Origin of the sequence: Nodosilinea sp. FACHB-131, assembly GCF_014695395.1 — a bacterium.
Taxonomy (GTDB): Bacteria; Cyanobacteriota; Cyanobacteriia; order Phormidesmidales; family Phormidesmidaceae; genus Nodosilinea.
On record NZ_JACJOF010000005.1, the window covers coordinates 20,921 to 46,010 of the forward strand.

The 25,090-nt window shown below is 53.3% G+C and carries 17 protein-coding genes; 10 read left to right on the top strand and 7 right to left on the bottom strand.

From position 1 onward, the window contains the following. Positions 1-106 precede the first annotated feature (106 nt). The gene (locus H6F75_RS02190; RefSeq protein WP_190748795.1) at positions 107-598 is read left to right on the top strand and encodes a hypothetical protein; all 492 of its coding nucleotides are present in this window, start codon (positions 107-109) and stop codon (positions 596-598) included. Between the two features lie 604 nt (positions 599-1,202). After that, positions 1,203-2,258, top strand: a complete 1,056-nt coding sequence (locus tag H6F75_RS02195; protein ID WP_190748797.1) for a glycosyltransferase family 61 protein — start codon at positions 1,203-1,205, stop codon at positions 2,256-2,258. A gap of 236 nt (positions 2,259-2,494) precedes the next feature. Here the strand turns inward: H6F75_RS02195 and H6F75_RS02200 are convergent, their stop codons facing one another. Next, entirely contained in the window at positions 2,495-3,751 is a 1,257-nt protein-coding gene (locus H6F75_RS02200) for an aldehyde dehydrogenase family protein (protein ID WP_190748799.1), read from the bottom strand. Positions 3,752-3,755: 4 nt separating this feature from the next. Next, positions 3,756-4,166: a hypothetical protein gene (locus tag H6F75_RS02205; protein ID WP_190748802.1), complete on the bottom strand. Its 411-nt coding sequence runs from the start codon at positions 4,164-4,166 to the stop codon at positions 3,756-3,758. 256 nt (positions 4,167-4,422) lie between these two features. On the opposite strand from H6F75_RS02205, the gene H6F75_RS02210 reads away from it, so the two are divergent. Further along, a complete protein-coding gene (locus tag H6F75_RS02210) occupies positions 4,423-5,076 on the top strand; it encodes a hypothetical protein (RefSeq protein WP_190748804.1) in 654 nt (217 codons plus the stop codon). A 35-nt stretch (positions 5,077-5,111) separates the two neighbouring features. Here the strand turns inward: H6F75_RS02210 and H6F75_RS02215 are convergent, their stop codons facing one another. Then, entirely contained in the window at positions 5,112-5,927 is an 816-nt protein-coding gene (locus H6F75_RS02215) for an FkbM family methyltransferase (RefSeq protein ID WP_190748806.1), read from the bottom strand. Positions 5,928-6,083: 156 nt separating this feature from the next. Between H6F75_RS02215 and H6F75_RS02220 the strand changes: the two genes are divergently transcribed. Then, positions 6,084-6,941, top strand: coding sequence for a hypothetical protein (locus H6F75_RS02220; protein WP_190748808.1), 858 nt, complete (start codon positions 6,084-6,086; stop codon positions 6,939-6,941). Between the two features lie 111 nt (positions 6,942-7,052). Beyond that, entirely contained in the window at positions 7,053-8,468 is a 1,416-nt protein-coding gene (locus tag H6F75_RS02225) for a hypothetical protein (RefSeq protein WP_190748810.1), read from the top strand. 36 nt (positions 8,469-8,504) lie between these two features. Here the strand turns inward: H6F75_RS02225 and H6F75_RS02230 are convergent, their stop codons facing one another. Together H6F75_RS02230 and H6F75_RS02235 are read right to left on the bottom strand one after the other, a co-directional pair. Next, entirely contained in the window at positions 8,505-12,146 is a 3,642-nt protein-coding gene (locus tag H6F75_RS02230; protein ID WP_190748812.1) for a CAAX protease, read from the bottom strand. A 210-nt stretch (positions 12,147-12,356) separates the two neighbouring features. Further along, positions 12,357-12,932: a Uma2 family endonuclease gene (locus H6F75_RS02235; RefSeq protein ID WP_190748813.1), complete on the bottom strand. Its 576-nt coding sequence runs from the start codon at positions 12,930-12,932 to the stop codon at positions 12,357-12,359. Positions 12,933-13,248: 316 nt separating this feature from the next. Between H6F75_RS02235 and H6F75_RS02240 the strand changes: the two genes are divergently transcribed. Next, on the top strand, positions 13,249-13,569 hold the full coding sequence (locus H6F75_RS02240) for a hypothetical protein (protein WP_190748815.1): 321 nt from the start codon (positions 13,249-13,251) through the stop codon (positions 13,567-13,569). Positions 13,570-13,589: 20 nt separating this feature from the next. Here H6F75_RS02240 and H6F75_RS02245 read toward each other — a convergent pair whose 3' ends face one another. After that, the gene (locus H6F75_RS02245) at positions 13,590-19,388 is read right to left on the bottom strand and encodes a non-ribosomal peptide synthetase (RefSeq protein WP_190748817.1); all 5,799 of its coding nucleotides are present in this window, start codon (positions 19,386-19,388) and stop codon (positions 13,590-13,592) included. Beyond that, positions 19,385-22,732: a non-ribosomal peptide synthetase gene (locus tag H6F75_RS02250; RefSeq protein WP_190748819.1), complete on the bottom strand. Its 3,348-nt coding sequence runs from the start codon at positions 22,730-22,732 to the stop codon at positions 19,385-19,387. Before H6F75_RS02250 ends, H6F75_RS02245 begins: the two co-directional genes overlap by 4 nt. 468 nt (positions 22,733-23,200) lie before the next feature. Between H6F75_RS02250 and H6F75_RS28385 the strand changes: the two genes are divergently transcribed. From H6F75_RS28385 to H6F75_RS02265, 4 genes are all read left to right on the top strand, one after another. Further along, entirely contained in the window at positions 23,201-23,335 is a 135-nt protein-coding gene (locus H6F75_RS28385) for a hypothetical protein (protein ID WP_277874219.1), read from the top strand. Positions 23,336-23,412: 77 nt separating this feature from the next. Beyond that, positions 23,413-24,264 (top strand): STAS domain-containing protein, encoded by an 852-nt coding sequence (locus tag H6F75_RS02255; protein ID WP_190748821.1) that lies wholly within the window; start codon positions 23,413-23,415, stop codon positions 24,262-24,264. Positions 24,265-24,280: 16 nt separating this feature from the next. Beyond that, a complete protein-coding gene (locus H6F75_RS02260) occupies positions 24,281-24,697 on the top strand; it encodes an STAS domain-containing protein (protein ID WP_190748823.1) in 417 nt (138 codons plus the stop codon). Beyond that, a complete protein-coding gene (locus H6F75_RS02265; protein ID WP_190748825.1) occupies positions 24,684-25,082 on the top strand; it encodes an anti-sigma regulatory factor in 399 nt (132 codons plus the stop codon). Before H6F75_RS02260 ends, H6F75_RS02265 begins: the two co-directional genes overlap by 14 nt. Positions 25,083-25,090: the final 8 nt, after the last annotated feature.

The following is a 25,090-nucleotide window of genomic DNA, read 5'->3' on the forward strand; positions in this document are numbered from 1 at the left end:
TCTTTGCCACCCGAATAGCTAGCCTGTGCATCCCCCAAAAAACTCGGTTTTTGTACGCTGCGCAGGGTGCAACGCCCTACCCTCACTCCCTACTCCCCACCCCTCCATGGCTATCTCCTTTGTCAGCAACGTTCAGGCGCTTACCTACACCAAAGTCGCCGAGTACCTGCAAACGGCTGATCTGTTTAAAGACAGCCTGCGGGTCTACCCCGATATCCCCCAATTCGACATCCTCTATGGCTCTACCCTCGTTGAGATTGAGGTGATGCCTTGGGAGGTACACCCTTGGGAGAAGGCTAACCTGGCGACGGTGCGCGCTACTAGCTGTGTGACTGTCGGTAGCACCATTGACCATGAGCTGATGCACTTTTTGCTCACCGAAAACCGTCGTATGCGCTTCGGAGCCTTTCACCTCGATGAGGCTAATCAGGTGCTCTTTGCCGAAAATGTATTGGGTGGCGAAAACATGGATTTGATGGAGCTACAGACCTGCATTCTCTCAGTGGTGACCATTGCTGACACCTACGACGACATCATTGCTCAGCGCTTTGGGGGGCGTCGTGCTATTGACCGCTTGGCGGATGCGATCGCCTCTTAAGCCATAATCCTACCCAGCTAAACTCTTATCTTTGCGTAGGGTGTGATAGTCCCAGGTGCCCCAAACTTGGCAGCAGTGACAAACACTCATTGCCCGAGACAAGCCGAGTAGGATAGCTTCCTGAACGTATTATCCACAGCGTTCGGGTATCCAGGGCATTAAAGACCATGAGAAGGCGCACAGGTCACGGCTGTGAACGGCGGGCATGACTAGATAGACTGAGTCTTTCCATGCCTAACCGGTCATAGCTACGCCTTCACTGGGCAGAACCCGCAAACTCAAAGGGTGGGTGCAAAGACAGGTATCTACGCTCGTTCAAGCTGATGTAGGTAACGAGCGTGAGTGCTTCCTGGCATGGGCTTCACTCTTCCTTAACACTTGAAGCGTTTCAGGCCTAGGGTCGGTAAAGTTACAAGAGAGATCGAATTTGGCAGGATACAACTCTGGGCTTCTGCTTCTATATTAGGTCTGTCATTCTCAACTGCGACGTTATTCGTAATCATAAGTACTCGATTTTGCGATCTTGCAACCCTGCTCGTTTTGTAGTTGCTAGTAATTTTTCTAAATTCATTAATTAACTGAAAACTTTTTTGAAGGGTCTGAAATGGATTTAACTCTGAAACATAAAGTCCCAGGACTTGAAGTCGCATCTTCAATGATGTACTGCTTCCCTACCGGTGCGATGGATGTATGGCGTCCAGCTCCTGAGCCAGTGATCATGCCAGCAAAATACCTTGAGCCTTTCGAAGGAGAAGTTAGGGTAAATTCTGGTGTAGCCACAACAAAATCAGCCGCCCTTAGCCGGAAGCGGAGAGCTCAACTATTTCTCTCCAGGGCGATAAAAGGAGAGAAAACGCTCGACTATTCGGGGAAATTTATCTTTGACGCTCGCTTCGATGTATTTACGAACATCGGTCACATTCTTGAGAATGTTGCAACTCGAGTTCTCTTAGCAAGAAAGTTCTTAAGCGAACATTTTCAAAAAGATATTGAAATTCATGTTGTTTTAGGCTCTAGGGTGCCTAAATACAGCATGACCATGGAAGTATACCGATTGCTGGGCTTTCCTCTCATTTTTACAGATGACAATGTTCGTGGTGAGATTGTCACCTGCCCAGAGCACAGGGTTTTCAGCATTAGGCCTCAATTTTTTGGCTTCGATTTTCCGGGATACAAAGAAGAAACTCCTGAAAGAATCTTTATCCCTCGCCGGGGAAGCCGTAGCTTAATCAATAATGACGAAGTTACTAAATTTATGGAGGAGCGAGGGTTTAAAACCCTTTACTTTGAGGACCTGGCGATTGATGAAGAATGGTCAATTGCTCGCAATGCTAAGGAAGTGGTAGTAGTTCATGGTGCTGCTAGCAGCAATTTTATTTTAAACCGTGTCGGCATGAGAGACAATGCTGAGCCAGGTAGCGGACTTAAGTTAATTGAGTTGATGTCTCCCTCATGGAACTTCTACGAAAATCGGTACATGACTAACGCCTTAAATGGCAAGTGGTGTTGTGTACGAGGTCAGATTACCCCCAAAATGCTCGAGGCACTAGATTTTGCCAAGATAACTCCTGATGCCCGGAAATCTCCCTTTAAAGATCCCTTCAAGGTGGATTGCGGAACTATTCAAATGGCTCTTGATTATCTTGGTATGGGCAAATAGAAAGTACTGTTCTAGGAATATTCTCTACCAGATAGGTTAAGACGTTCTGCATACCCTGAATCGCCATAACTTAACACCTGTGGCTTCCCAACAGGTAGGAGTGGCAGATTTGCGAGTCCACAGTCGATAGCTCCTCCAAATTTGGAGGAGCTATCGACTATGGAGTGGTATTGACGTGGTGCGATCGCACCAGCTCTAAGCGAACTACCAATCCTCACTCTCACGATTGATCGGACCTACTCTAGGCCCTGCAAAATATGCTGCGTAGTGACGAAGGCTCCAAGGCCCACAAAGCCGTTGCAGCGACCGCGCTGGGCCGTCATCCCCAGGGCAATAGAGGATGCTTGGGCTGGGTTCCGCACGAATCGAGGAGAGGTATTGATATAGATTACAGAGCTGGTAGCAAGCTGAGTAAAGCGGCTGCTTTCGGCGTAGCTTTCAGTGGCAATCGCATTGGCATGGCCACTGCTGTAGCGGTTGATCAGCGTGGCCGCTGTTTGCACGCTGTCTACCGAGCGTAGAGCCACCGTTTTACCTAGAAACGGGCGCTTCCAATCAACGTCTACTGTCGGTTTCACATGGGGCAGATCGGGCAGGAGGTCCTCGTCGGCCAGTACCTCAAAATCCTGGTCCCACAAGGTATGGCACAGCTGCACTAGGGCAGAAGGATTGCCGCCTCGGTGGAACAGCACCTTTTCTACAGCATTGACCGCATCGGGCTCCCCGCGATGGCTGTCGATCACCATGTGGGTGACGCTGTCGAGCTGCCCCGTGGGCGACCAATAGAGATAGCAGTTGCCCATCGCTGTCGGTAGCACGGGCACTCCGGCCTGACGCACCACCTGCTGCACCAGCCCTGGCCGACCGTAGGGAATAATTAAGTCGATGCCAGGATCCTGCAAGAGCCAGCCCCGGGCGACGTCGCCCTGCTCCTCGGTCAGCGACAGAATGCAGTAGGGAGATAGCCCTGTGGAGTCTAAGGCCTGGTGGATAGCCTGCAAAATCGCCTGGTTGGTTTGACTGGCTTCGTTGCTGCCCTTGAGGATGAGACCGTTGCCCGTGCGCAGGCTCAACCCGGCGGCGATCGCCGCCAGTTCCGGAAATGCCTCATAGATCATGGCGATGACCCCCAGGGGCACCACCTGCCCATAGCCCGCCACAGCCTTGCTCAGCCGGCTGGGGGCGGGGTGCAGCAGCCCCCGAGGGTCGCCTAGGTAAGCCAGTCGCCGCAGAATTTTAGCAGTGGTTTGCAGTCGTTCGGGGGTGAGCTTTAGCCAGTCGAGCACCCGTTCGGGCACAGCCATTTCCAAACTGGCCTCGAGATCGAGGGTGTTGGCTTCGAGAATATCGTCAAAGCTGGCTTCAATGGCGGAGGCGACCGCCTCGAGCAGCCGGCTCTGGGTGTCGAACCCAGCGGCGACCAGATCGCGACCGGCCCGGCGCACCTGCTCAACCGCGGCGCTAAAGTCTGCTTGGGTGGTTAGATTTACCATGGGCCTAACGCCGAGAGGCCAGCCAAAATATGCCCACCACCGCCAGCGACACAGCCAGGGTAGTCAGCAATCGCGCCACCGACTGGGCACCGTCGGGGGTTTGCAGGGTAGCCAGCAGCAAAAAGAACACCATCAGGCCAAAGGCAGCCAGCACTACCAAGGGTAAGTAGCTCACGTTGAGGGAGGAGCGATCGAGTCGCCACTGCTGCCCTGTCCAACGCCAGAGTCGTTTGTAGGGATAGTGGGTAGACAGCTGCTCGATCACGTAGCCATCGTCTTGCACAACAAAGATTTGCTGACAGCGATCGCAGCCAAAGGCCTCGGTCAGGGTAATGGGCTTAATACATCCATTGCGACGACAGGGGCAGGGGTAGTCGGCGTTCTGGTCGATCTTTTGGCTTTTATAAGTACGCACAGCACTGCCGGGGTGGGGGCGAAGACGGGCTGGAAATTACTCATCATTCTGACACATTAACCAAAACCTCCCCTGAAATACAACCTGCGGCAGACTAAGAACTAACTGGCGGCAATAAGGCTGGTCGGCAGAGTCTAAATTTGTCCTTAAACTGTATCTCCTGCGGCTTGAATTCTTGAGGACAAACGTGGTAAGTAGGGCTAATCAAACCCTGTTTCCGCTCGCCCCCACTCGCCCCTATGGGCAGGATGTTGCTATGGTTACCGATCGCCTGGAGACGGCAGTGAGAAACTTTCAGCACGTCAATCAGATGGTAGAGCGCTACACCCGGCTCTGTCGCGCCTACATTACGCTGTCTGAGCGGTTTAATCAGCTCGATGTAGAGCACATGACCCTAAAGGGGCAAATGGTGCCGCTGCTGAAAGCGCTGAAGACTCATCAGTCTAAACTACGCACCGCTGAATTTGAAAAGGCAGCGATGCAAACGACCTTAGAGCAGCAGGAAGCGCGGCTGCAAGCTGCCCTCGATCAGCAAGAGGCCCAGCACCGGCAAGAGCTCCAGCAGTTGACCAGCGCCTACGAGGAGAGGCTGCAAGCCCTCGCCAGCCACGTGGCCGAACTACAACCCCTCGAGCAACTGCTCAACGCTGAGACCCACCACGAACTCAGCGCCGCCGAGGCACAGATGGAGCTGATCGAAACTACCTTCGAAGAGATTGAGCAGGATAGCTCGCCCGATCTTTCCGCCGAAGAGAAGGCCCTGCTGGCCGCCTACCGGTCTGACCCCGATGCCTTCCTGGTGGCTGCCGCTGATGCCCCCGTTGGCAGCGCGATCGAGGCAGAAGAACCGGTGGCTTCTCTGTGGCACTACTACTCCAACGAGCAGGTGCCCAAGGGGTTTAGGGCCTAGGCTAACCAATTGAGACGCCTGGCCCAAGAGACTCCTTAAGACACCAGCTTGCTGACCAGCCAGTTGGCTAAACCGCCGCCGTAGGGCGCGCAGATCGATTGAATGCGTTCGGCGGAGAACTGCTGCTGGTAAAAACACAGCATGTTGCCGTAGACCCCGTTGGGGTAAAAGGGGGCCTCTCGGGCCAGATCTAGGGCCTGGAGATCAAACACCTTAGGTTGGGTGCCAGCAGCGTAGTCGACCATGATGCTAAAGCCGTAGCCTCGCTGTTGCAGAGTCTGCAAGCAATCCATGGTGCCCGTCAAAAATTTGGGTGACCAGCCCTTTTCACCCTGGTTGCGGCGGCTGCCACCGCCGTACTCAAACATCACCATCTGGGGCAGTCGTTCGGCAGGCAGTGCGGCAAACTGCTGGATCACGACCGACTCCCACCCTTCGATATCTAGCTTAAAGGCGGTGATTTGGGTAGCGGCCACCTGTTCTAGCAGGGTCGCCAGATCGAGGGTAAGCACCTGACAAGTGGTGCTAGAAGCCCCGAACCAATCGGCCGCCAAGGAGCTAAAGTTGCTGTTGGCCAGGTTGGCAAACTGACCCATGTGTAGCGTTTGGGTACCGACCCGATCTGATAAGCACTGCTCAATTAGCCGAATGGGGTACTGCCGACAGACCGTTCGTAGTTTGTCGGTAGGAGAAGGTTCCACAGCGACGGTGGTAAACCCGAGGCGGGCAAACAGCTCACAGTAAAAGGCAAAGGTGCCCACCCCGACATCGACACAAAGCCCCTGGCGCTGCGGGTCAAGGTCGGGCAACAGGTGCTCAAGTAGGACCTGGCAGCAAGCTTCTACGCGCATTAGATCGGCTCTAGAGAAAAATAATGTTCTAAGCGTAGACCATCTCGGTTGCGGGAGAGTTTGTAGGTTTCATCAAGATTGTCATCAGCACCGCATATCCATCGCAGAGCAGACGCACTGCGATTAAGCCATCGTTAAGGTGAAAGGCTCTAGTCTATGCGCTCAAGCAGCGGTAGTGAGACAACAACTCATGGGGGCAAACGTAGTTGCTCAAACCTGCTGTTAGTTAGCGACATCTTTTATGAATTGGGAACGGAGAGTTACACCATGTCTGCCAAGTCTGCTAAGAAGAAAAACAGCAAAAAGAGTACTCAGTTTAGTCAACCTAAGAGCAATCAACCTGAGAGCAAGAAGCCCCAAAACGATACTACAGTTTTAGGGATCAGCCCGCGAGAGCTTGGCTCTGTAGTGGCAGCGGCTGTGATTGCCGAAGTTTCTCAAGTTGCTGCCAATAGAATTTCTCAGGCAGTAGCTCAATCAGACCCTAAAAAGGCGCTTCAAGATCAGCTCAGCCCCATTAATCACTCGGTGAGGACTGTTGTAGGAGGGGTAAAAGACGCGATCGCCGATGCTGTTTCACCGGCCTCAGAAGTATCAGATACGGTCGAAAGCACCCTAGTTGACGGTCGATCGACCGTGTCCGACGGGGTTGATCGGGGCGTAGAGAATGCCAAAGAGAAGACAGCCGTGACGGCAGGTATTGCTCAAGAGCGGGCTAGCGAACTGATCGACGACACCAAACAGAAAGCGGATCAGACGCGTGAGTTTGTAGTTGCTCAGATCGAGAATGCGATCGCCGGAGCTCAGGGCAGAGCCGGTAAAACGCGACGAGCTCTAGGCAATCGGATTGACGCCACCCAAGATACCGCTAGTGCTACTCAAAAAGCTGTAGCTCAAGTTATTGATGAGGCCGTCCACCGGGTAAAGGAAATTATTGCTACTAACTCAGACTCTTTGCAAGGGAATGAAAAACGAGAAAAGAAGGGGAAAAAGGCCAAGAAGAAGAAAGGGTAGTAACGGGATAGACAAACTGTGGGAACTGCATTGCTAACTGCCCTATTAATTGGTTTGCTGACAGCATTTGCATTCCATCTGTTGCTCGCCTTTTTTGGCTTGGCTATTGGTATGACGGCCCTAGGCTCTCGGTTTTCCTCACGGGCCGATGCAACGCCTGTCAGCGGTGCTGACCAGCAGGACATCAGTGCCGAAACCCGTTTTGCCAGCTCAACCACTAACGTAGTTTTTTGGGTTGGACTAGGGCTGTTGTTGAGCACTAACGGGGTGATTTTTAGCGCTTGTTTTTTGGCGACAAAATTCAGCCAGTTAAATGACCCTGTGCTGGGGGCGATCGCCGGGGTGGTGATCTGGTCAGCCTACTGTTTAGGCCTGACCTGGGCCAGTTCAACAGCGGTCGGTACGGCAGTGGGTGCAGTTTTGGGGGCAGCCACGGGCGGGCTGCGTCAGTTGATAGCTGCCCTCAGGGCAGTCTTTCGCAACCAAGACAATACCTCGATGTCCCAAGAGGAAATAGCGGCCGCAGTTCAGCAGGAAATTCAGCTGGCCCTGGGTTCTGCTGCCCTCGATCGCTGGCCTAGCCATCCCGCTGGCGATCGCATCAACCAGTCTGAAATTTCTGAAACTGATGGCATCCCCGAGCCATTGCCCCTCAGTTTAGAGGACGTAAATTTACACCTAGGGCAAGAGTTAGCGCTGTATCTGCGCCACACCCGTTTGAAGCGCCTGACGCCAGATCGCATCTACCAAAAACTACAGGAGCTGCTCGATAAGGCTTTAGAAAATTCCAGCTATCCAGCCGATCAGCTGACCTTGGATCGAACTCAATTGAAGGCAGTATTGAAAGAACGTCAAGGTTGGGACAAACCGCAGCGCCGGCAAGTTCTGCAGGCGGTTGAAACAGCCTGGCGGCAGCTGACAGCCCAAGCGAACCCACCCTTTCCAGAAGATAGACAGCAAGAGTCTCCGCGATCGCGCCTAGATGCTTTCCAGCCAATCGCGGCCTACATTACTGAGGCTATAGGTAAGCTAGATGATCAGCTTTCCGACCCAGATCTTGAGCTAGAAACCAGGCTGAAGCAGCATTTGTCTGAGGGACTGACGTTTTCTACAGCGGCTACACTAGTCGTTTTGCATCAGCTTAATCGGATCAATTGGGATGCATTGCTCGATCGCCTGCCGTTGGATCGCTTGACGGTTGACTCCGTTGGGCAAGGTGTTAGCAACCTGCGCTCCAATGCTCAGGAGCTGATGCATCAACCGCAGCAGTGGACTGAGGAGGTCTTGCTACCGCAAACCCAAGGGTTGAAACATCTGGTGGTGCAGCAAGTAGAGCAATTTGAGCAAGGGCTACAGGCAAGAGTGGATACCCTTAAAGCCCAAGCCCAGGAACGCTTGACCAAGACCCGCAAAGCGGCTACCGCTGCGGCATGGTGGCTTGCGATTACGGCATTCACCACGGCGGGATCAGCCGCGATCGCCGGTGCTCTAGCGGCAGGAATGCATGTCCCATTCCTGGGCTTTTAAGGCAAACTAGTGTCCTTACTGTCATCGGCAAGGGCATTAGAACGTCATCGGCGCGATCGGTTCAATACCGGGGTCGTGGCCGCCCACCTGACTGGTGCGCAGCACCCAGGCTGACGCGCCGTACTTGAGGAACTTGTGCACCACCACATCGCTGGCCTTACGGGGAAACACCGTGCGCCAGCTGCCTAGGCCCATCAGCAGGTTACGCAGGGGCTCGTCTTCAATCGAGCTGCCCAAGTTGAATTCGTTCTTTTCCCAGGTGGGACGCAGGCCCCCTAGGGGTTGCAGGGTGTCTTTGAGGTCTTTGCCAAAGAGGGCGAGCTGGTATAGAGGCTCGGCCTGGTCGGGGTGCTGGTCGATTAAAGCGTCGGCATGGTGGTAAAGGCTGGTACCGATGCCCTGCAAACTGGCAAACAGCGCTTGGTTAGAGTCTTGGGAGCAGTTATTGGACGGGCCGACAAAGGTGCCACCAGTGCCGTCACCGATGCGGTAGCGGGCAGTCATGGCTTGCAGGTGGGCCTCCATGCGGGTGAGGGGAGACCGTCGCTCGTCGTCAAAATAGTAGTAGCGGTTAAAGGCATCGAGCTTGACCAAAATATCGCAGGTGGGGCGCGTGCCCAGCCAACCCCGCTGGCGATCGCCCTGATAGCGCGACCAGTGAATCGTACCGGCAATCAGCCCGTCAATGTTGTGGGCGTAGACCTGGTAGTAGCGAATCTCAAACCGCCGTTCATCCGCTAGCGGGTCGTGCACTACCTCGGCCCGACCGTAGGCAAAGTGGCCAAAGAAAATCGGGGTGGCGGCGGAGGGTTCTTTGTGGTTGCCGCCAATGCCGCCGTAGGTGTGGAGGATGAGGGCGCGATCGCCCACCTGCCACTCATCGATCGCTTCGCGAATTGCCTCGGGCCGTCCGTTGTCCCGTACCGTGCAGAGCACCGAGCCGACCTTGCCCTTTTGGGCCACCACGTCGGCCCACGACTCTTTGCGAATGTAGCGGTAGGCCGCCTTAGCGCCGCCAAACACCACCCGCTGAGGCTGTAGGCGAAACAGGGCGCGCGGTCCCAGCGCCTGCACCACAAAGGTGCCGCTGGCATTGGGTGCGCCGTAGATGTACCAGCCGGTCTCGTTGTAGGGCGATCGCTCCAAATGCTGTGTGGTAGAGGGATGGCTGCCGTAAATCGCCGTCGTGGCCACCGGAGGCAGGCTTATCACCTCCTCGGGGCCGTCAAAGGCGCGGCTAACCTTGTTAAAATGCCGTACTCGCCACTGGTCGCCCGTTGACCCCAAAAACTGCACCAGGCCGTAATAGCGCCCCGTCACCTCCATCGGCTGAGCCGCGATCAAGAGCGTGACCCCGTCCCGGTCCAGCACTACCTGGGGATTTTCGACCACCACTACCAGGTCATCCTCCGGCAGCGACCCGGCCAGGGATTCGAGCGGGTCGACCCGCAGCCAGTGGTTGAGCCGCACCGGGTTAATCACCCCACCAAAGCGGCTGGCATACTCAGCATCGGCGCTAAAGTGCACATCGTGGGTGACGGCCTGCACCAGCTTTTGGGCGAGGGGGTGGTCAGACCAGCGCAGCTTCACCACCCGCCCCACCAGCTTGCGGTGGTCGTCGGGCGCATGGTGAATTTCGTAGAAGACACCACCAAAGCGCTCGGCCTTGGCAGGCAAAATCAGCCGCCCAATCCAGTCGGCAATGGGTACGTAAAGCGCTGGGTTAGGGCACTGATCGGGCGGATAGCTCTGGTACTGCACCAGGGGGTTGGCGCGAAAGATGTCGTAGTTATTTGCCTTGCCGCCCCGCTCCAGCCCGGTTTCTAAAATTTCACCGCGCAGAATGGCGTTGATAGTGTCGATGGTCTGCCCGAGGGAACTGCGGCCATCGGGCAGCACCAGCTTAGGGTCAAGAATGCCCCCCGGCACCTGATGCCCCACCGGCCCCAGGGAAACGAACGAGATCTTGCCCCGCCGCTTAGCCCGATTCCAGAACGACAGCGGAAACAGCCGCCAGCGGCCCGGAAAAATCTTTGGCCCCAGCTTCTCCACCACATCCTTCTCGCCTGACAGGTGATAGAGATGCTCCAACTGGAGCAGGTTGATGTTGGCGCTCATCACCCCGCCCAAGGAAATGACGTCAATGGGAGCACCCAGAGCCCGCTTGAGATAGGGGGCGCTGGCGCAGCACATCTGCCCGCCGCCGCTGTAACCCATCAGCGTAACGGGAGTGCCGCTGCCCACCCGGTAGCCATTTTTGATCAAACCGTTAAACACTACTTGGGCAATGCCCTGGTTGTAGAGCGGCCCATAGCGCTTGTCGGCCGACACGCCCACAATCAGCATGTTGCGAATGTTGACCAGCAGACCCAGTACGCTCATGGGGTTGGCAAAGCGCAGCTTGTCGGCGTAGCGCCACAGAAACGACAGGGGCCGATCTTCATCTAGGGGCGTATTCATCACCGAGTAGGGCATGATGCCGCGAATTAGCGCCACGCCCTTGGGCAGGGTGGGGGCCAGGGTATCGAGAAATTCTTCAATATCGGGCAGGTACTCAAAGCTGGAGATGCCGATGCCGTCGAGGTAGACCATGTAGCGGCTGACCTGGCTGTGGTCGACCACGGGTTCAGCCAGTTCTCCGGCGTTGACGGTGGTGTTGACCTCGTCGTCATACCAGCCGGCCCACCAGCCTAGGGTTTCGAGCGGGGCCAACAGCCCGGCCACCACCAGGGCGACAATGCCAATCCAGACAAAATTCAGCATCAGCAGCGCCAGGCTGGGCAGGCCGCTCAACCAGCCAAACCACCAGGCTCGAATGGGCCGCAGCAGCGCCAGCACTACCACCGTTAGCACCGCCATGGCGCCCAGGCCTAGCAGTGTCTTAAAGCTATCCAGGCGATCGCCGTTTGAACCGGCATTGACCGAGACGGTCGAGCCCCCGGCTCCGGCCAGAGCCAGGGTCGGAGGCTCACCAGTGACAGCGGCGATCGCATCCCCCTGACTGAGGGCGCTAAATCGCTGGGTAAACTCTTCGTGCCAGCGGGTAGAGGTTTCGGCCAACCCCGATTGAAACGACTCAGACAAATCTCGGCGATTGGTGACGAGATCGACTCCCGCCGCCCGGTTGGCAATCCGCTTGCCCAAGTTGGCAATGGGCTGACCCACGGTGTTTTGCAAAACTTGCAGCAAAATCCAGCCTAGGGCAACGTAGCTAAAGGCATGGCTAATGCCCAGGTTGGCGATCGCCCCAAAGCCCACCACCATAGCCAGCAAATGCCACACCGACAGCAGGTTGAGAATGGGCACCCCCAAGTAGGGCAATGCTCCTAAAAAGCTAAACAACAGCGGGGCATAGGCCAACCCCAGCACCGTCACTAGCTGCCCTAGGGGAAGGCTTTGCGACCAGGGAGCCAGGGTTACTAGCCAGGTACTCAACACCAGGGCCAAAAAGCCAAAGGCAAATAGCACCGCGTTAATGCCCAGGCTGAGCACAAACCGGGCAGGCCGCACCTGGTTGACGAAGAGAATGATGCTTTGCCCAATGCCCTGGGATAGACCTGCCAGCAAAACCACTAACAGCGCCAGGCCTCTTCCCGCCGGTACGGTGGTGGCAATGCGAAAGGCCTCATCGTTGAGGGCAAACACGTAGCCCAGCACTTCCCAGAAGCGATCTAGCATTGATCCGGCCTCAACGGTGTGTCGAGATTTTACTTCAAGGTCAGAGGCAAAACTGCCACTGTTAGGTTAAATGAAGGATTTTGGGACAATTCCGGAACGGACGCTCCCCGAATCGCAACGTTAGCTCAAACTAGGCCCGAATGTGGCAGCTAGAGGGTTTGTAACGCAGGTTGCCGAATACAGCTCAGGCAATGTGGGCTTTTCTCACCGCTAGCCCACTGTCAGCATAGACTCGGCGGTCATGGCCCAATCGGGAAAAGTAGGCGATTCAACTATGGCTTCTCCGTCAAATGTGGCTTCGCTATAGCCCTGTGGGGTCAAGCTCAAAACAGTCACCTGACCCATCGTTGGGTCGAGAATCCAATACTCACCAATGCCGCGCCATTCGTACTGGTTGCGCTTTTCTAGATAGTCGCGGCGGCGATTCTCGGCTCCTGGGCTAACCACCTCGACTACCAACAAAGGGGGAGCCATTTCCAGCGTAATGGCGGCCTGCCCCAGCTCGCGCATCTGCTCGGGATGCTCGGGGCGCAGCACCGTCAGGTCTGGATACCGATTTCTGGGCTGACCTGGCACAGCTAGAGCCAAACCCTGAGGACAGACTTGAGCAGCATCTACCAGCGTTTTTAATATGTCGTAGAGCTTTAGGGCGCGACGCAAGTTGTCGTACGACTCTGGCGGCATTTCAACCAGTTCTCCGTTCGTGAGTTCGTAGTAGCCTTCGACCTCCTGGGAGTAGGCGAGAAAGTCGCTAAAGGTTTTGAGCTGGGGTTGGGCTTGTACCACGGGCGATCACCTGCTGCTCGATGCCATTATTTTATCGGGTGTGCTTTTGGGCGATTGTTTTCACTTCGGTTTCTGAAGACGAGTAAGTGGTGTTTGGCGGCGAGGAGGGGAGATGCGATTCGTTACTGCAACGGATGGTGAAGCAGATACACTCTGCCGAGAACTTGCCGACCGAGCGATGGACATTGATGCGGACGGGTTATTGACCGCTAACCTACGGCTCTGGATCGAGGAACCTGGGCGGCCCCCGGATACATCGCCACTCGGCGTCGCGGTAGCCTCACTTCACCAACTTGGATCCCCACTTCGCGATCGCATGCGGAGCGAAGTTGAGTTGGCCCCGTGGGTGCCGCTTGACTACCTAAAGGCGACCGAAACAGCCCTGCGGCTTCTCGTCCACGGGCAATCGCTAGAGATTGGTGCCTTCGATGACGAACCGGAAGCGGCGAACGTGTTTGTGCAACGGTTATTTGCTTGGGTTGGAAGCCCGGTCGTCGGCTTTACCAATATTGCGTGGCGAGCCAACGGCAGCGGTGCGGGGTTTTCGTTGCTGTCTGTACCGCATTGGTGTGACGAAGGGTTATTGCTGGTGGGACCGAACCGGGTGGCTTTCCTTTGGTTCTTTGGTACGGACTGACGGTAGCTGTAGCACAGTATCTATGTCAAATAATGTCTGAGTTGTTGCGCCAAAACTTGCACATGGGGTTGTTTTAGCAGCGACAAATGATTGCCGGGAACTTCGTGCAGTTGAATGTGTTCAACTAATTCACTCCAGCCCAATGTTTCATCCTGTCGATTTGCATCTGATTGTTCTGCTGCCTTAAATAGGGCGATCGCTTGAGAGTAAGGCTGAGGCACATAATCTTGAGTTGCCTGACTGTTCGCATAGACAATGGGCAGCATAGCGTTGATGGCAGATTCATCTAATAGGCGCAATCGAGACTCTTCAGGAATGAGTCGGGTGATGGCCGACCATTGCCAGCGAGAGAACCACGGATTTTGGGATTGCAGGCGCTGGGTCGCCAGTGCGCTGATATCTAGCAAGAATGGCACGGTAGACCAAAGAGCAGTTTTCACTAAAAACTTAAGACTCTGACAGAAAGAGGGTTTGGTGCAGGGAGCAGTCGTATCGAGAATGGCCAGCAGTTCAACTTTTTCGCCTGCTTGAGTTAGTTGCTGCGCCATCTCAAAGGCAACCAAGCCCCCAAAAGACCAGCCTCCTAGGTAATAGGGTCCGTGGGGCTGAAGGGTTTGAATGGCTTGAATGTAATAGGCTGCGATCGCCTCCATTTGATTCAGCGGGCGAGATTTGCCATCTAACCCTAGAGGTTGCAACCCGTAAAAACTGCGATCGCTGTTCAGGTGATGCGCTAATTCCAGATAGGGAAATACGACCCCAAACATAGGATGCACACAGAAAAAGGGCGGCTCACTACCGCCCAACGTTAGGGGAACTAGCGGTGAATTAGGGGGGAGCGTGTTGTGTTCTGGAACTTCCTCTTGGGAAGGAACGGAAATAACTTGAGACGGCTGACTCAGTAACGTCGATTGTTTGCGTCGATAAGCGGTGCGATCGAGCCGAACGAGGGGAGGAGTGTTTGAGGTGGTATCGCGCAGTGCGTCCAGGATGGGCGCTAGTTGGGCAATGGTGGGCGCTGCAAAAACATTCTTGAGCGGGAGTTCTAAATTAAAGGTGTCGCGGATGCGAGAGGTCATTTGGGTGGCTAATAGGGAATGCCCGCCCAATTCAAAAAAGTTGTCGTGACGGTTGACATGCTTGAGTTGTAATAGTTCTTGCCAAATCTCAATGAGAGCCGTTTCGGTTGAGGTTTGGGGTGCGATCGCTGAATGGGAGTCGCTGTTAGGCGTGTGGTCAAGCGGGGGAAGGGCACGCCGATCGACCTTACCACTCGAATTTAAGGGCAGGGTGGCTAATGGCACAAACGCAGCAGGAACCATGTAGTCGGGTAACGTCTGGCCGACATATTGCCGAAGCTCAGGAATCAGTTGCCGGGCTACATTCGCCTGAAGGGGATGGTTGGTGAACGGCTGGGGCGATCGCTCACTGCGCTGCAATACAGCATCCGCCGCATCAATCCCATGACGAATCAACACCACGTCATAATCTCCAGTCTCAGTAGATGCAGACCAGGTAATCTCTACTGTATAGGGCAGTGTCGTTTCTAAATTCCACCAGTCTTGCGGATCAATTGCTAAGTTTTCAGAGTCTTGCAATATCTCTCGCATTCGTCCAACGGTTTTAGGCGCTTTCTTATTTTGAAGCCAGTTTGCTGTTGCGACAGCGGCATTCAATCGGCTATTAGAAACGTTCGTGATCATTAAAATCTCTGGCTCAGTAGCTAGGAGTTGCTGGTGTATTTCTTGGGCAGTAACCGGCTGATGTTTCCAGTTGAGTTGCTCCCGCTTGTTTCCTTTGATAGCCAGATTAGGTTGGGTTGAGGTACGAAACTCAACATCACGGAATTTTCCCATTCGCAGTAAAACGTTGTAGCGGAACTGAGTCATTTCATTCTGACTGTGGCCCCGCGTAAGCCGAATGTCAACTTGTCGAATTTGGGTAAATTTCTGTTGTAGCGCATAAAAGAACGCTGGATCAATCGCTAATTCTGGTTCTTCAAACTGCGATCGCTCTACTTGATGCCAGAGTTGCGATCGCTCTACACCATCGTCCGCTTGAACAAATTTCATCCAGCTGTGGAATGCCGGTAACAAAGCGAGGTTTCGCACATCTCCAACAAATAGAACACCGCCCTCCGCTATGGTTTCAATTGCTTTTTCTAAGACCTGCATTAAGTAAGCTTCACTCGGAAAATACTGCACAACCGAATTCAAAATCACAACATCAAACGACCCTGGATCGATCCCCTCAAAGTCGATTGCCGTGCGCTGTAAAAGCTCAACCTGAGGGAAATTGAGGATATCTAGCTGAGTTTGAACTGATGCGAGGGAAACCGCCGAAAAGTCTGTGCCTACATATTGCTGACAGTGCGGTGCAATTTGAAAGAGCAATAATCCTGTACCGCAGCCAATTTCTAAAACGCGTTTGGGTTTCAACGCGAGAATTTGCTGAACGCGATCGCTCACCCATTCCTGCATCTGCTCAAGGGGAATGGGCTCTCCGGTATAGCTGCTGTTCCATCCGGTAATGTTGAAGTACTCAGTGTTGGGTTCTGGGTGCTGAGGGTTTTCTGTAGATTGGTAGGTTTGGTTGTAGAGGGTTTGCCACTGTTGTAGGTGTTGAGATTGCAGCGATCGCACGCTGGTTTCTTGCAGGTATTGAGTATCCAGGCTGAAGTAGGCAATTAAAGACGATGCGACGGAGGGCATAACAACGGCATCTTGGATGGCGGGATGGCGCTGTAGAGTCGTTTCAATTTCACCTAACTCAACTCGAAAACCCCGAATCTTGATCTGGTGGTCCACGCGACCTAGAAATTGAATGCTGCCGTCACGGTTGTAGAGAACGCGATCGCCGGTTTTGTAGAGGGTTGAATGCTGTTTATTGAGTACTGGAAAGATACTTTCTGACTCAGCGCCAATGAACCGTTCTACCGTCAACTCCGGGCGATTGAGATACCCCTGCGCTACTCCGGTCCCGCCGATGTATAACTCTCCTGGAATTCCTGCCGGAACAGGATTTAAGTTGGCATCTAAAATATAGACCTGAGTATTGAGAATTGGGCGACCAATCGTGAGGGGATTGTCACCGGGATGGAGTTCAGCAACGGTTGCCCAGATAGTAGTTTCGGTAGGTCCATAGGCGTTGAAGAAGCGGCGGTTGACAGCCCAGCGATCGATCACCTGGCTGGAGCAGGCTTCTCCCCCGGTGATTAACACCTGAAGGTCAGGCAGTTCCTCAAAGGGCAGAACGGCGAGTACGGCTGGCGTGAGTAGGGCGTGAGTGATGGCATTCTCGTGCAGAAATTGCATCAGTACCATACCCGGCAGTTGGGCAGACTGAGGAGGAATATATAGTGTGCCGCCAGAGCCAAGGGCAAGGGCAATCTCGAAAATGGACGCATCAAAACTGAGAGAGCTAAATTGCAAAACTCGACTGGTGCAGTTGGGCTGAAAGACCTGTTGTTGAGCCCGTACAACGTTACACAAGCCCCGATGAGAGAGTAGAACCCCCTTGGGGGTACCCGTGGAGCCAGAGGTATAGATGACGTAGGCGAGGTCAGCAGCGCCCTCACCCCCCAGCCCCCTCTCCCAGTGACGGAAGAGGGGGGGCCGAACTGAGAGAGTTTCTTCTAGCTTCAGACTTTCCTCTTGCTCTTGCTCCCCTTCCCTCAACAAGGGAGAAGGGGTTGGGGAATGAGGGCACAACGGCTGGTCTAACCAAACAATGGTTGCTGAAGTTTTGGGTAAGGATTCGGCGAGCCAAGACTGCGTTAGCAGAATAGAAACTTGAGTGTCATCGAGAATGAATTGGAGGCGATCGCTCGGATAGGTCGGGTCAAGCGGCACATAAGCTCCTCCCGCTTTGAGAATGCCGAGAATGCCAACTACCATGTCGGCAGAGCGATCGACACATAACCCTACCAATGAATTGGGTTGAACTCCTATTTGTCTGAGAAATTCTGCTAGATGATCGGCACGGTGATCGAGTTCTTGGTAGGTAAGAGTTTGGGACTCGGTGACAAGGGCGATCGCATTTGGAGCCTGTTTTGCATAGGCTTCAACAATGTGATGGAAGCAGACTGGCTCCTTATTTAGGCAGGTTTCTACGCTGGTTTGCTCCTGATGAGAAACTTCGGCTTCACTGTCGGTCTTCCCATCATCGGAACATTCGCTCCAGTCATGCAGAATTTGCTGACGTTCTTCAGATGTAAGCAACGGCAGGTCTGACAGTCGGGTATCTGGATTCGCGATAATTCCTTCTAAAAGCGTTTGAAGATGACCAACCAAACGCGCAATTCTGTCGCGATCAAATAAATCAGTGCTGTAGGAAATGAAGCCGCCCAAACCGTCTTGCGATCGCCAAAAACTCTTCAATCCGTGGGCAGGTTCCCACAGGTGCACCTCTAGATCAAAGCGGGTGCTGGCAGACTCTAGAGGGGCGGGCTCTAACGTCAGTGCGGGTAGCTCTAAGGGCTGCATGGGAGCATTTTGCAGGGCAAAGGCAACCTGAAACAAGGGATTGCGGCTGAGGTCGCGATCGGGGTCGAGTTCTTCAACCAATTTTTCAAAGGGTAAATCTTGATGCTCATAGGCTTCTAGGGCAACCTGGCGCACCTGCTCCAGCAATTCCCGAAAGGTGGGATTGCCCGACAGATCCGATCGCATCACCAAACTGTTCACAAAAAAGCCAATTAACCCCTCCACCTCGCTGCGGTGGCGGTTGGCAATGGGAGATCCAATGGTGATATCCTCCTGCCCTGTGTATCGGTAAAGCAAGGTTTGAAATGCTGCCAGCAGCGTCATAAACAGAGACGCTCCAGACTGCTGGCTGAACGTTTCTAATGCCTGGGAAAGGGTAGGGGAAATATGTATGGGGTAGGTCGCGCCTTGATAGGTTTGAACGGCAGGACGGGGGCGATCGCTCGGCAATTTGAGCACAGGAAAATCTTGCAATTGTTGCCGCCAATAGCTCAATTGTTTTTCTAAAACCTCTCCCTGCAACCAGTTGTGTTGCCATCGAGCAAAGTCAGCGTATTGAATTGGTAAGGGAGGTAGAGCCGGCGATCGCTCCTCCACAAATGCCGCATAGAAATATCCCAATTCTTTGATCAATATTCCTAAAGACCACCCATCGGCAACAATGTGATGCATTGTCAGCAGCAACACGGATTCCGCTGCATCAAAGTCTAGCAGTGTCACACGCAACAGAGAGTCGGTCGACAGGTTAAAGGGGCGTTGGGCTTCGGCGGTCGCTAATTGTTGTTGAATGCGATCGCGTTCACTAATCGCAACCGACTGCAAATTCACGACAGCAAGTTCAACATTGGCGTTAGGTTCAACAACTTGAGCGGGTTGCCCATCCACGGTTGTAAATCGGGTACGCAGGGCAGCATGACGACGCACAATTTCTTGAAGCGATCGCTCTAATGCAGAGCGGTTGAGCGTTCCCGTGAGGCGAATGGCGGCAGGTACGTTGTAGAAGGGATTGTGAGGGGCGAGCTGGTAGAGGAACCAGAGGCGCTGTTGGGCAAAGGAGAGGGGGGAGGGGGTGGATGGGTGGGAGGGTGGGAGGGTGGATGGGAGACTATTTTCTAACTGCGGTTTTCTGTCATCTGAGTTTGTTTGTAAGTAGGTGATGAGTTCGGCTTTGCGGTCGGCTAATTCTTGGCGGAGGGTGGGGGTGAGGGTTCCTTCGGGGGCGTTGCAGCGGAGTCGGGTTTGGTGATTTGCAACGGTAGAATCGGGTTCGAGAAAGAGCTTGATATCTAGGTGGTTGAGGTGAGAAATAAAGTCAGCGATCGCCCAGTTGGTCATAGGTCTATTTCCTCACGTCGTTGAGAACTGGCTGCGCTCTGATCGCTTATTGATGCGGTGAAGTCGGGTTGAACCGTTACCTTTAAGGTGTTGATTTGCTGCGCTAGTTCAGCAATGGTGGGGGTTTCAAAGATGCTACGCAGGGGCAACTCGATGTGTAAGCGATCGCGAACCCGTGAAACGAGCTGAGTTGCTAAGAGGGAGTGCCCTCCCAGTTCAAAAAAGTTGTCGTCAATGCCCACTTGTTGCCCAAGTAATTTCCCCCAAATCTCCACTAAAGCTGCTTCTACAGACGTTGTAGGAGCAGCCGTCAAACTAGGTTCTGCCCTATGCAGCGCTGGGGGTGGTAATGCTTTTTGGTTTACTTTGCCGTTAGCCGTCAAAGGAAGCGCATCTAGCACAACAAACGCCGCAGGAACCATGTAGGCAGGGAGCCGTTTTTTTAACAGCGATCGCAGTTCTCGTTCAGTTGGGGCTGCCGCTTCACTGGAGACAAAATAAGCAACCAGCTGTCGGTCTTGGTCGATCTCCCGCACCACGACGACCACGGTTTGCACCGCTGGGTGTTGTGCGATCGCCAGTTCAATTTCACCTAGCTCTACTCGAAATCCACGAATTTTGATCTGATTATCTACGCGGCCTAAAAATTCTAAGTTGCCGTCGGGGTGATAAAAAGCGCGATCGCCCGTCTTATATAGGGATAAGTTTTGAATTTTGAATTTTGAATTTTTGTGCTTCTCCCATGCAGAACCCAGATCTGCCAACCTTGAGCGAACAAACTTTTCAGCCGTCAAATCTGAACGATTCAAATATCCTTTTGCTAAACCGTTTCCACCCAAATAGATTTCACCAACTACCCCTGCGGGAACTGGGTTTAAATGGTCATCCAGCAGATACACCTGAGTATTAGCGATCGCCCTGCCAATGGGAATTGTTGCAGCATTTTTGGGGATTTCTTGAATCTCATACCAGGTAGAAAAGGTTGTATTTTCTGTAGGGCCATACACATGGAGCAAATGTTGGGGTTTGCCTTGTTGCACCAGCGATCGCACCTGATCAACATTCACCATTTCACCGCCAAACAGCAGATACTTGAGCGATCGAAAAGCATTGGGAATTTGACTGACGGTTTGATTCAGTAAAGCAGTGGTGAGAAACAAAATACTAATATTCTGCTGCTGCAACGTAGTAGCAAAATCAGAAGGAGACAGCGTGGTTTCTCGATCAATGCCGATCAGGTGTGCGCCGTTTAACAACGCACCCCACACTTCAAAAGTGGCGGCATCAAAGGCGAGGTTAGCTACCTGCGCCATGCGATCGCCAGAGCTGATCTGCACATAATCGGTATTGCACACCAACCGACTGACCGCTCGATGGGGCACCATGACACCTTTAGGAGTCCCCGTAGAGCCGGAGGTATAGATTACGTAGGCTAGTTGATCAGCGGTACAGGGAGTGGATAAATTCTGCTCTGATTCCTGAGCGATCGCGTCCCATGCTTGCTCCAAGCAAATCACGTTGGTGGTTGCTGTCTGTAACTCGTCGGCCCAGTTTGCCTCAGAGAGAATGACGCTAATGCCCGCATCCTCCACCATAAAACGCAATCGTTCCGCCGGATAACTCGGGTCAAGAGGTACGTAGGCTCCTCCCGCTTTGAGGATTGCCAACATGGCGGCGATCGCTTCTATCCCCCGTTCCAAGCAGATGCCGACGGGCATTTCCGCACCAATGCCCAACCGTTGCAAATATCGTGCCAATTGGTTGCTGCCCTGATTCAACTGCTGATACGTGAATTGTTGGTTGCCAAATTGGATGGCGATCACATCGGGTCGTTCTCTTACCTGCGCTTCAAACAGATGATGGATACATTCATTAGAATTGCTGAATTGATTGTTGCTCCACCGTTGGAGCAGCTCCTGTTGGTCTTCAGTTGCAAGCAACGGCAGGGCAGAAAGAGGCGTATTTGGGTTAGCCACAATTCCCTCTAGCAGGGTTTCAAAGTGCTTGAGCAGCGATGCGATCGCGCTGGCCTCAAACAACTCGATGTTGTAAATCACCATGCCTCGTAACCCATCTGGTTGCTGCCAACCCTTACCCCACAAATTTCTAAAATTATCCCCGCAGGTCCAAACGTAAAACTCTAGGTCAAAGCGGGATGTCTTGGTTTCTAGATCTACCGGGCTGAGAATTAACCCCGGCAATTCTAGTTGCGCCATGGGCGAGTTTTGCAGGGCAAACACCACTTGAAATAGGGGGTTCTGGCCAAGGTTGCGAACGGGCTGTAGTTCCTCGACTAGCTTTTCAAACGGCAAATCCTGATGATCGTAGGCAGCTAGGGTAACCTCTCGTACTCGCTCCAACAACTCCAAAAACGTCGGGTCACCCTCCACATTAGTCCGCAAAACCAGGCTATTCACAAAAAAGCCGATCAACCCCTCTAATTCACTCTGATGCCGATTGGCGATGGGAGTGCCAATCGCCAGGTCGGTTTGTCCGGTATAGCGGTGCAGCAGGGTTTGAAATGCTGCCAGCAGGGTCATAAACAGCGTCACCTCTGCCTGCTGGCTCAGGTTTTCTAATGCCTCCAACAATCGCTGGGGCAGTTCCAGCAGTTGACTTGCACCCTGAGACCCTTGGGATAAGGGCTGCCCTGATGTAGGCGACAATGCACCCGGCAATTGCAGCACTGGGATGTCTTTTAACTGCTGTTTCCAATAGCTCAACTGAGTGTTCAGCACCTCGCCCTGCAACCATTGCCGCTGCCAATAAGCAAAATCTGCATATTGAATTGGCAATTCGGCTAGTCCGACAGGTTTTCTTTCGATTGAAGCGGCATAACCTTCACCCAATTCCCGAATCAATACACCACTCGACCATTCGTCAAAAATAATGTGATGCAGCGCAATTAGCATCAGATGTTCGTCGTTCTGCAATTGCCACAGTTGCACCCGAAAGAGTGGTTGTTGATTGAGGTGAAACGGATGTTGAAGAGTTTGCCAAATGTCGTGTAATGCTATGGATTCGCGCTCAGGGGCAGGATGCGATCGCAAATCTATTAGCGGCAGTGACACATCTACCTGATCGGCGATGATCTGCATTAACTGACCATCAACGACATCAAATGAAGTTCGCAAAATTTCGTGCCGCTGCACGATCGCCTGCATGCTGTGCTGAAGATGCGATCGCTGTAAATGACCGCTAAGCCGAAACACCAGAGGACTCGTATAGAGAGCATCTCCTGGAAGTAGCTGGTCAATAAACCACAAACGCTGCTGAGCAAACGAAGCAGGAAAGACAAAAACATCTGCCTCAATGGGCGCCTGAGTCGGTTCGTCTACAATCATTCACACCTGCACAGTTAAACCCCACTCTGTTGTAGGGAAAAAGAAGGATTAAGAATTATGCTTTAAGGTAGATTTCGACGAAAATCTCTGTGTTTTTTTGTTGCGCGCTCACTAATAAAGGGCTTTGCAACGCTAAATTCACCTATTCAAACAAAATAGTTTCAACTTTTCCATTAAAATTGCAGCGATTTTAGGCAGGGCTAGGGAAGCTATTAAACTCAATCTTCAAAGTGCATTCGTTAAAGTCTATGGTTGCGGTGAGGACGAGATACTTATGGCTAACGATCGCACCGCATTAAAACAACAGTAATTTGTCGTTGAGCTACAAAAGCTGCTGTGTCCGGCAGGCGGGCTATCAACGGGTTTCGCATCAAACATCACTACCTGACACTTACCCATGGGGTCAGTGAGTCTGCCAGCCCTCAGAGGGCGATCGCCAATCTCCCCTGACCTTTTGTTTTGCAGGGGATGGTGCTGGCACGGCTGCGAGGCCAAGACAACGGATGTACTGGGGCGATCGCCTGGGTGCACAATTCCTGGTCTGAGAAACCACTGGGCTGGAATAGTCATACACTGATGGTGATGTTTCAAATCGGCAGTTGAAAGGCAGGCTAATCGCCCCCCATTGCAGGTTTAGGACAAAATTGACACTGGTTTCGATGGATGAAGGAAACTGCCTCATGGATGTGACTCGCAGCAGCAAGATACCGGAGATACTGAAGACTCATGAGGCAGAACTGCTGTCGGAGTGGAATCAAGAGCTAAGCGCTACGAACACCCGCAAAGGGTTAATTAAAGAAGCAGAGCTAAAGGAAGAGTGCCGCGAATTTCTCAAGTTGCTGCGCATCGCGGCTCAATCCGGTAACTTGAGCAATATTCAGGCAGTCGAATGGCGAGAGGTGCGGGAGATGCTGACGAGCATTTCGCGATCGCGCTCCCACAAGGGCTTTACCCCCACTGAAACGGCTACATTTATCTTTTCGTTCAAGCGGCCGCTGTTTGATCGTCTGCGGCAGCAGTTGCACGACCCGGCTGAGCTAGGCGACGAGATTTGGCAAGCCACCGACCTGCTCGATCGCCTAGGGCTGATGGTGGTAGAAGCCTACCAGAAGTCGCGAGAAGAGGTGATTCTGCGGCAGCAGGAAGAAATGATGGAACTGTCTACGCCAGTGGTCAAACTCTGGGAAGGCATTTTGGCCTTGCCAATCATTGGCACCCTCGACAGTGCCCGGACTCAGGTGGTGATGGAGTCGCTGTTGCAAAAGATTGTTGAAACCGGCTCAGAAGTGGCCATTATTGACATCACCGGGGTGCCCACCGTCGATACGCTAACCGCCCAACATTTGCTGAAGACGGTTACCGCCGCTCGCTTGATGGGTGCCGACTGCATCATCAGCGGCATTCGACCTCAAATTGCTCAAACAATCGTGTATCTCGGCATCGATTTAACGGATGTGACGACAAAAGCCACCCTAGCTGATGCCTTTCTGATGGCATTAAAGCGAATGGGAACTACGATCGCCCGCAAGTAGCCTAGAGGAGAGACTGATGGAACGGATTCCCATCCTTCAAATGGGCGAATTTTTGCTTGTCACCATTCAGGTTGACATGCACGATCGCCTGGCAATGACGCTACAAGATGACCTCACAAATCGTATTAGTCAAACCAATGCCAACGGGGTTTTGATTGATATTTCTGCGCTAGAAATCGTCGATTCTTTTATTGGCAGAATCTTGGGCAACATTGCCAAAATGTCGCGGGTCATGGATGCTGAAACGGTGGTTGTGGGAATGCAGCCTGCCGTCGCCATTACGTTGGTGGAGCTAGGGCTGTCCCTCACTGGCATTCGCACCGCACTGAATGTGGAAAAGGGGATGGCGCTGTTGCGAGCGTCAATTAGTGAATCCGCACAGGCGCAAGCCATTGCGACGGAGTGGGACCTAGAGGACGATGCAGAAGATTGAGGAGCTGAAAATTCAATCTTCTGCGGACGTGGTTTTGGTGCGGCAAGCCGTGCGCCAGTTTGCTATCGAGGTTGGCTTTGGTTTAGTTGACCAAACCAAGATTGTCACTGCGGCCAGCGAGCTAGCTCGCAACACCCTAGACTATGGCGGCGGCGGAATTGTTAAGTTAGAAACGCTTCAGGAAGGCGGGCGTCGCGGTCTTAGGCTCACCTTTGAAGATCAGGGGCCCGGCATTGCCGACATTGACATGGCGCTGCGGGATGGCTTTACCACCGGCGGCGGGCTGGGCATGGGTTTAGGGGGGGCAAAACGCCTGGCCAACGAGTTTGAAATTGAGTCTGTGGTGGGAGAGGGAACGCGAATAATCATCGTACGCTGGAAGTAATTTGAGGA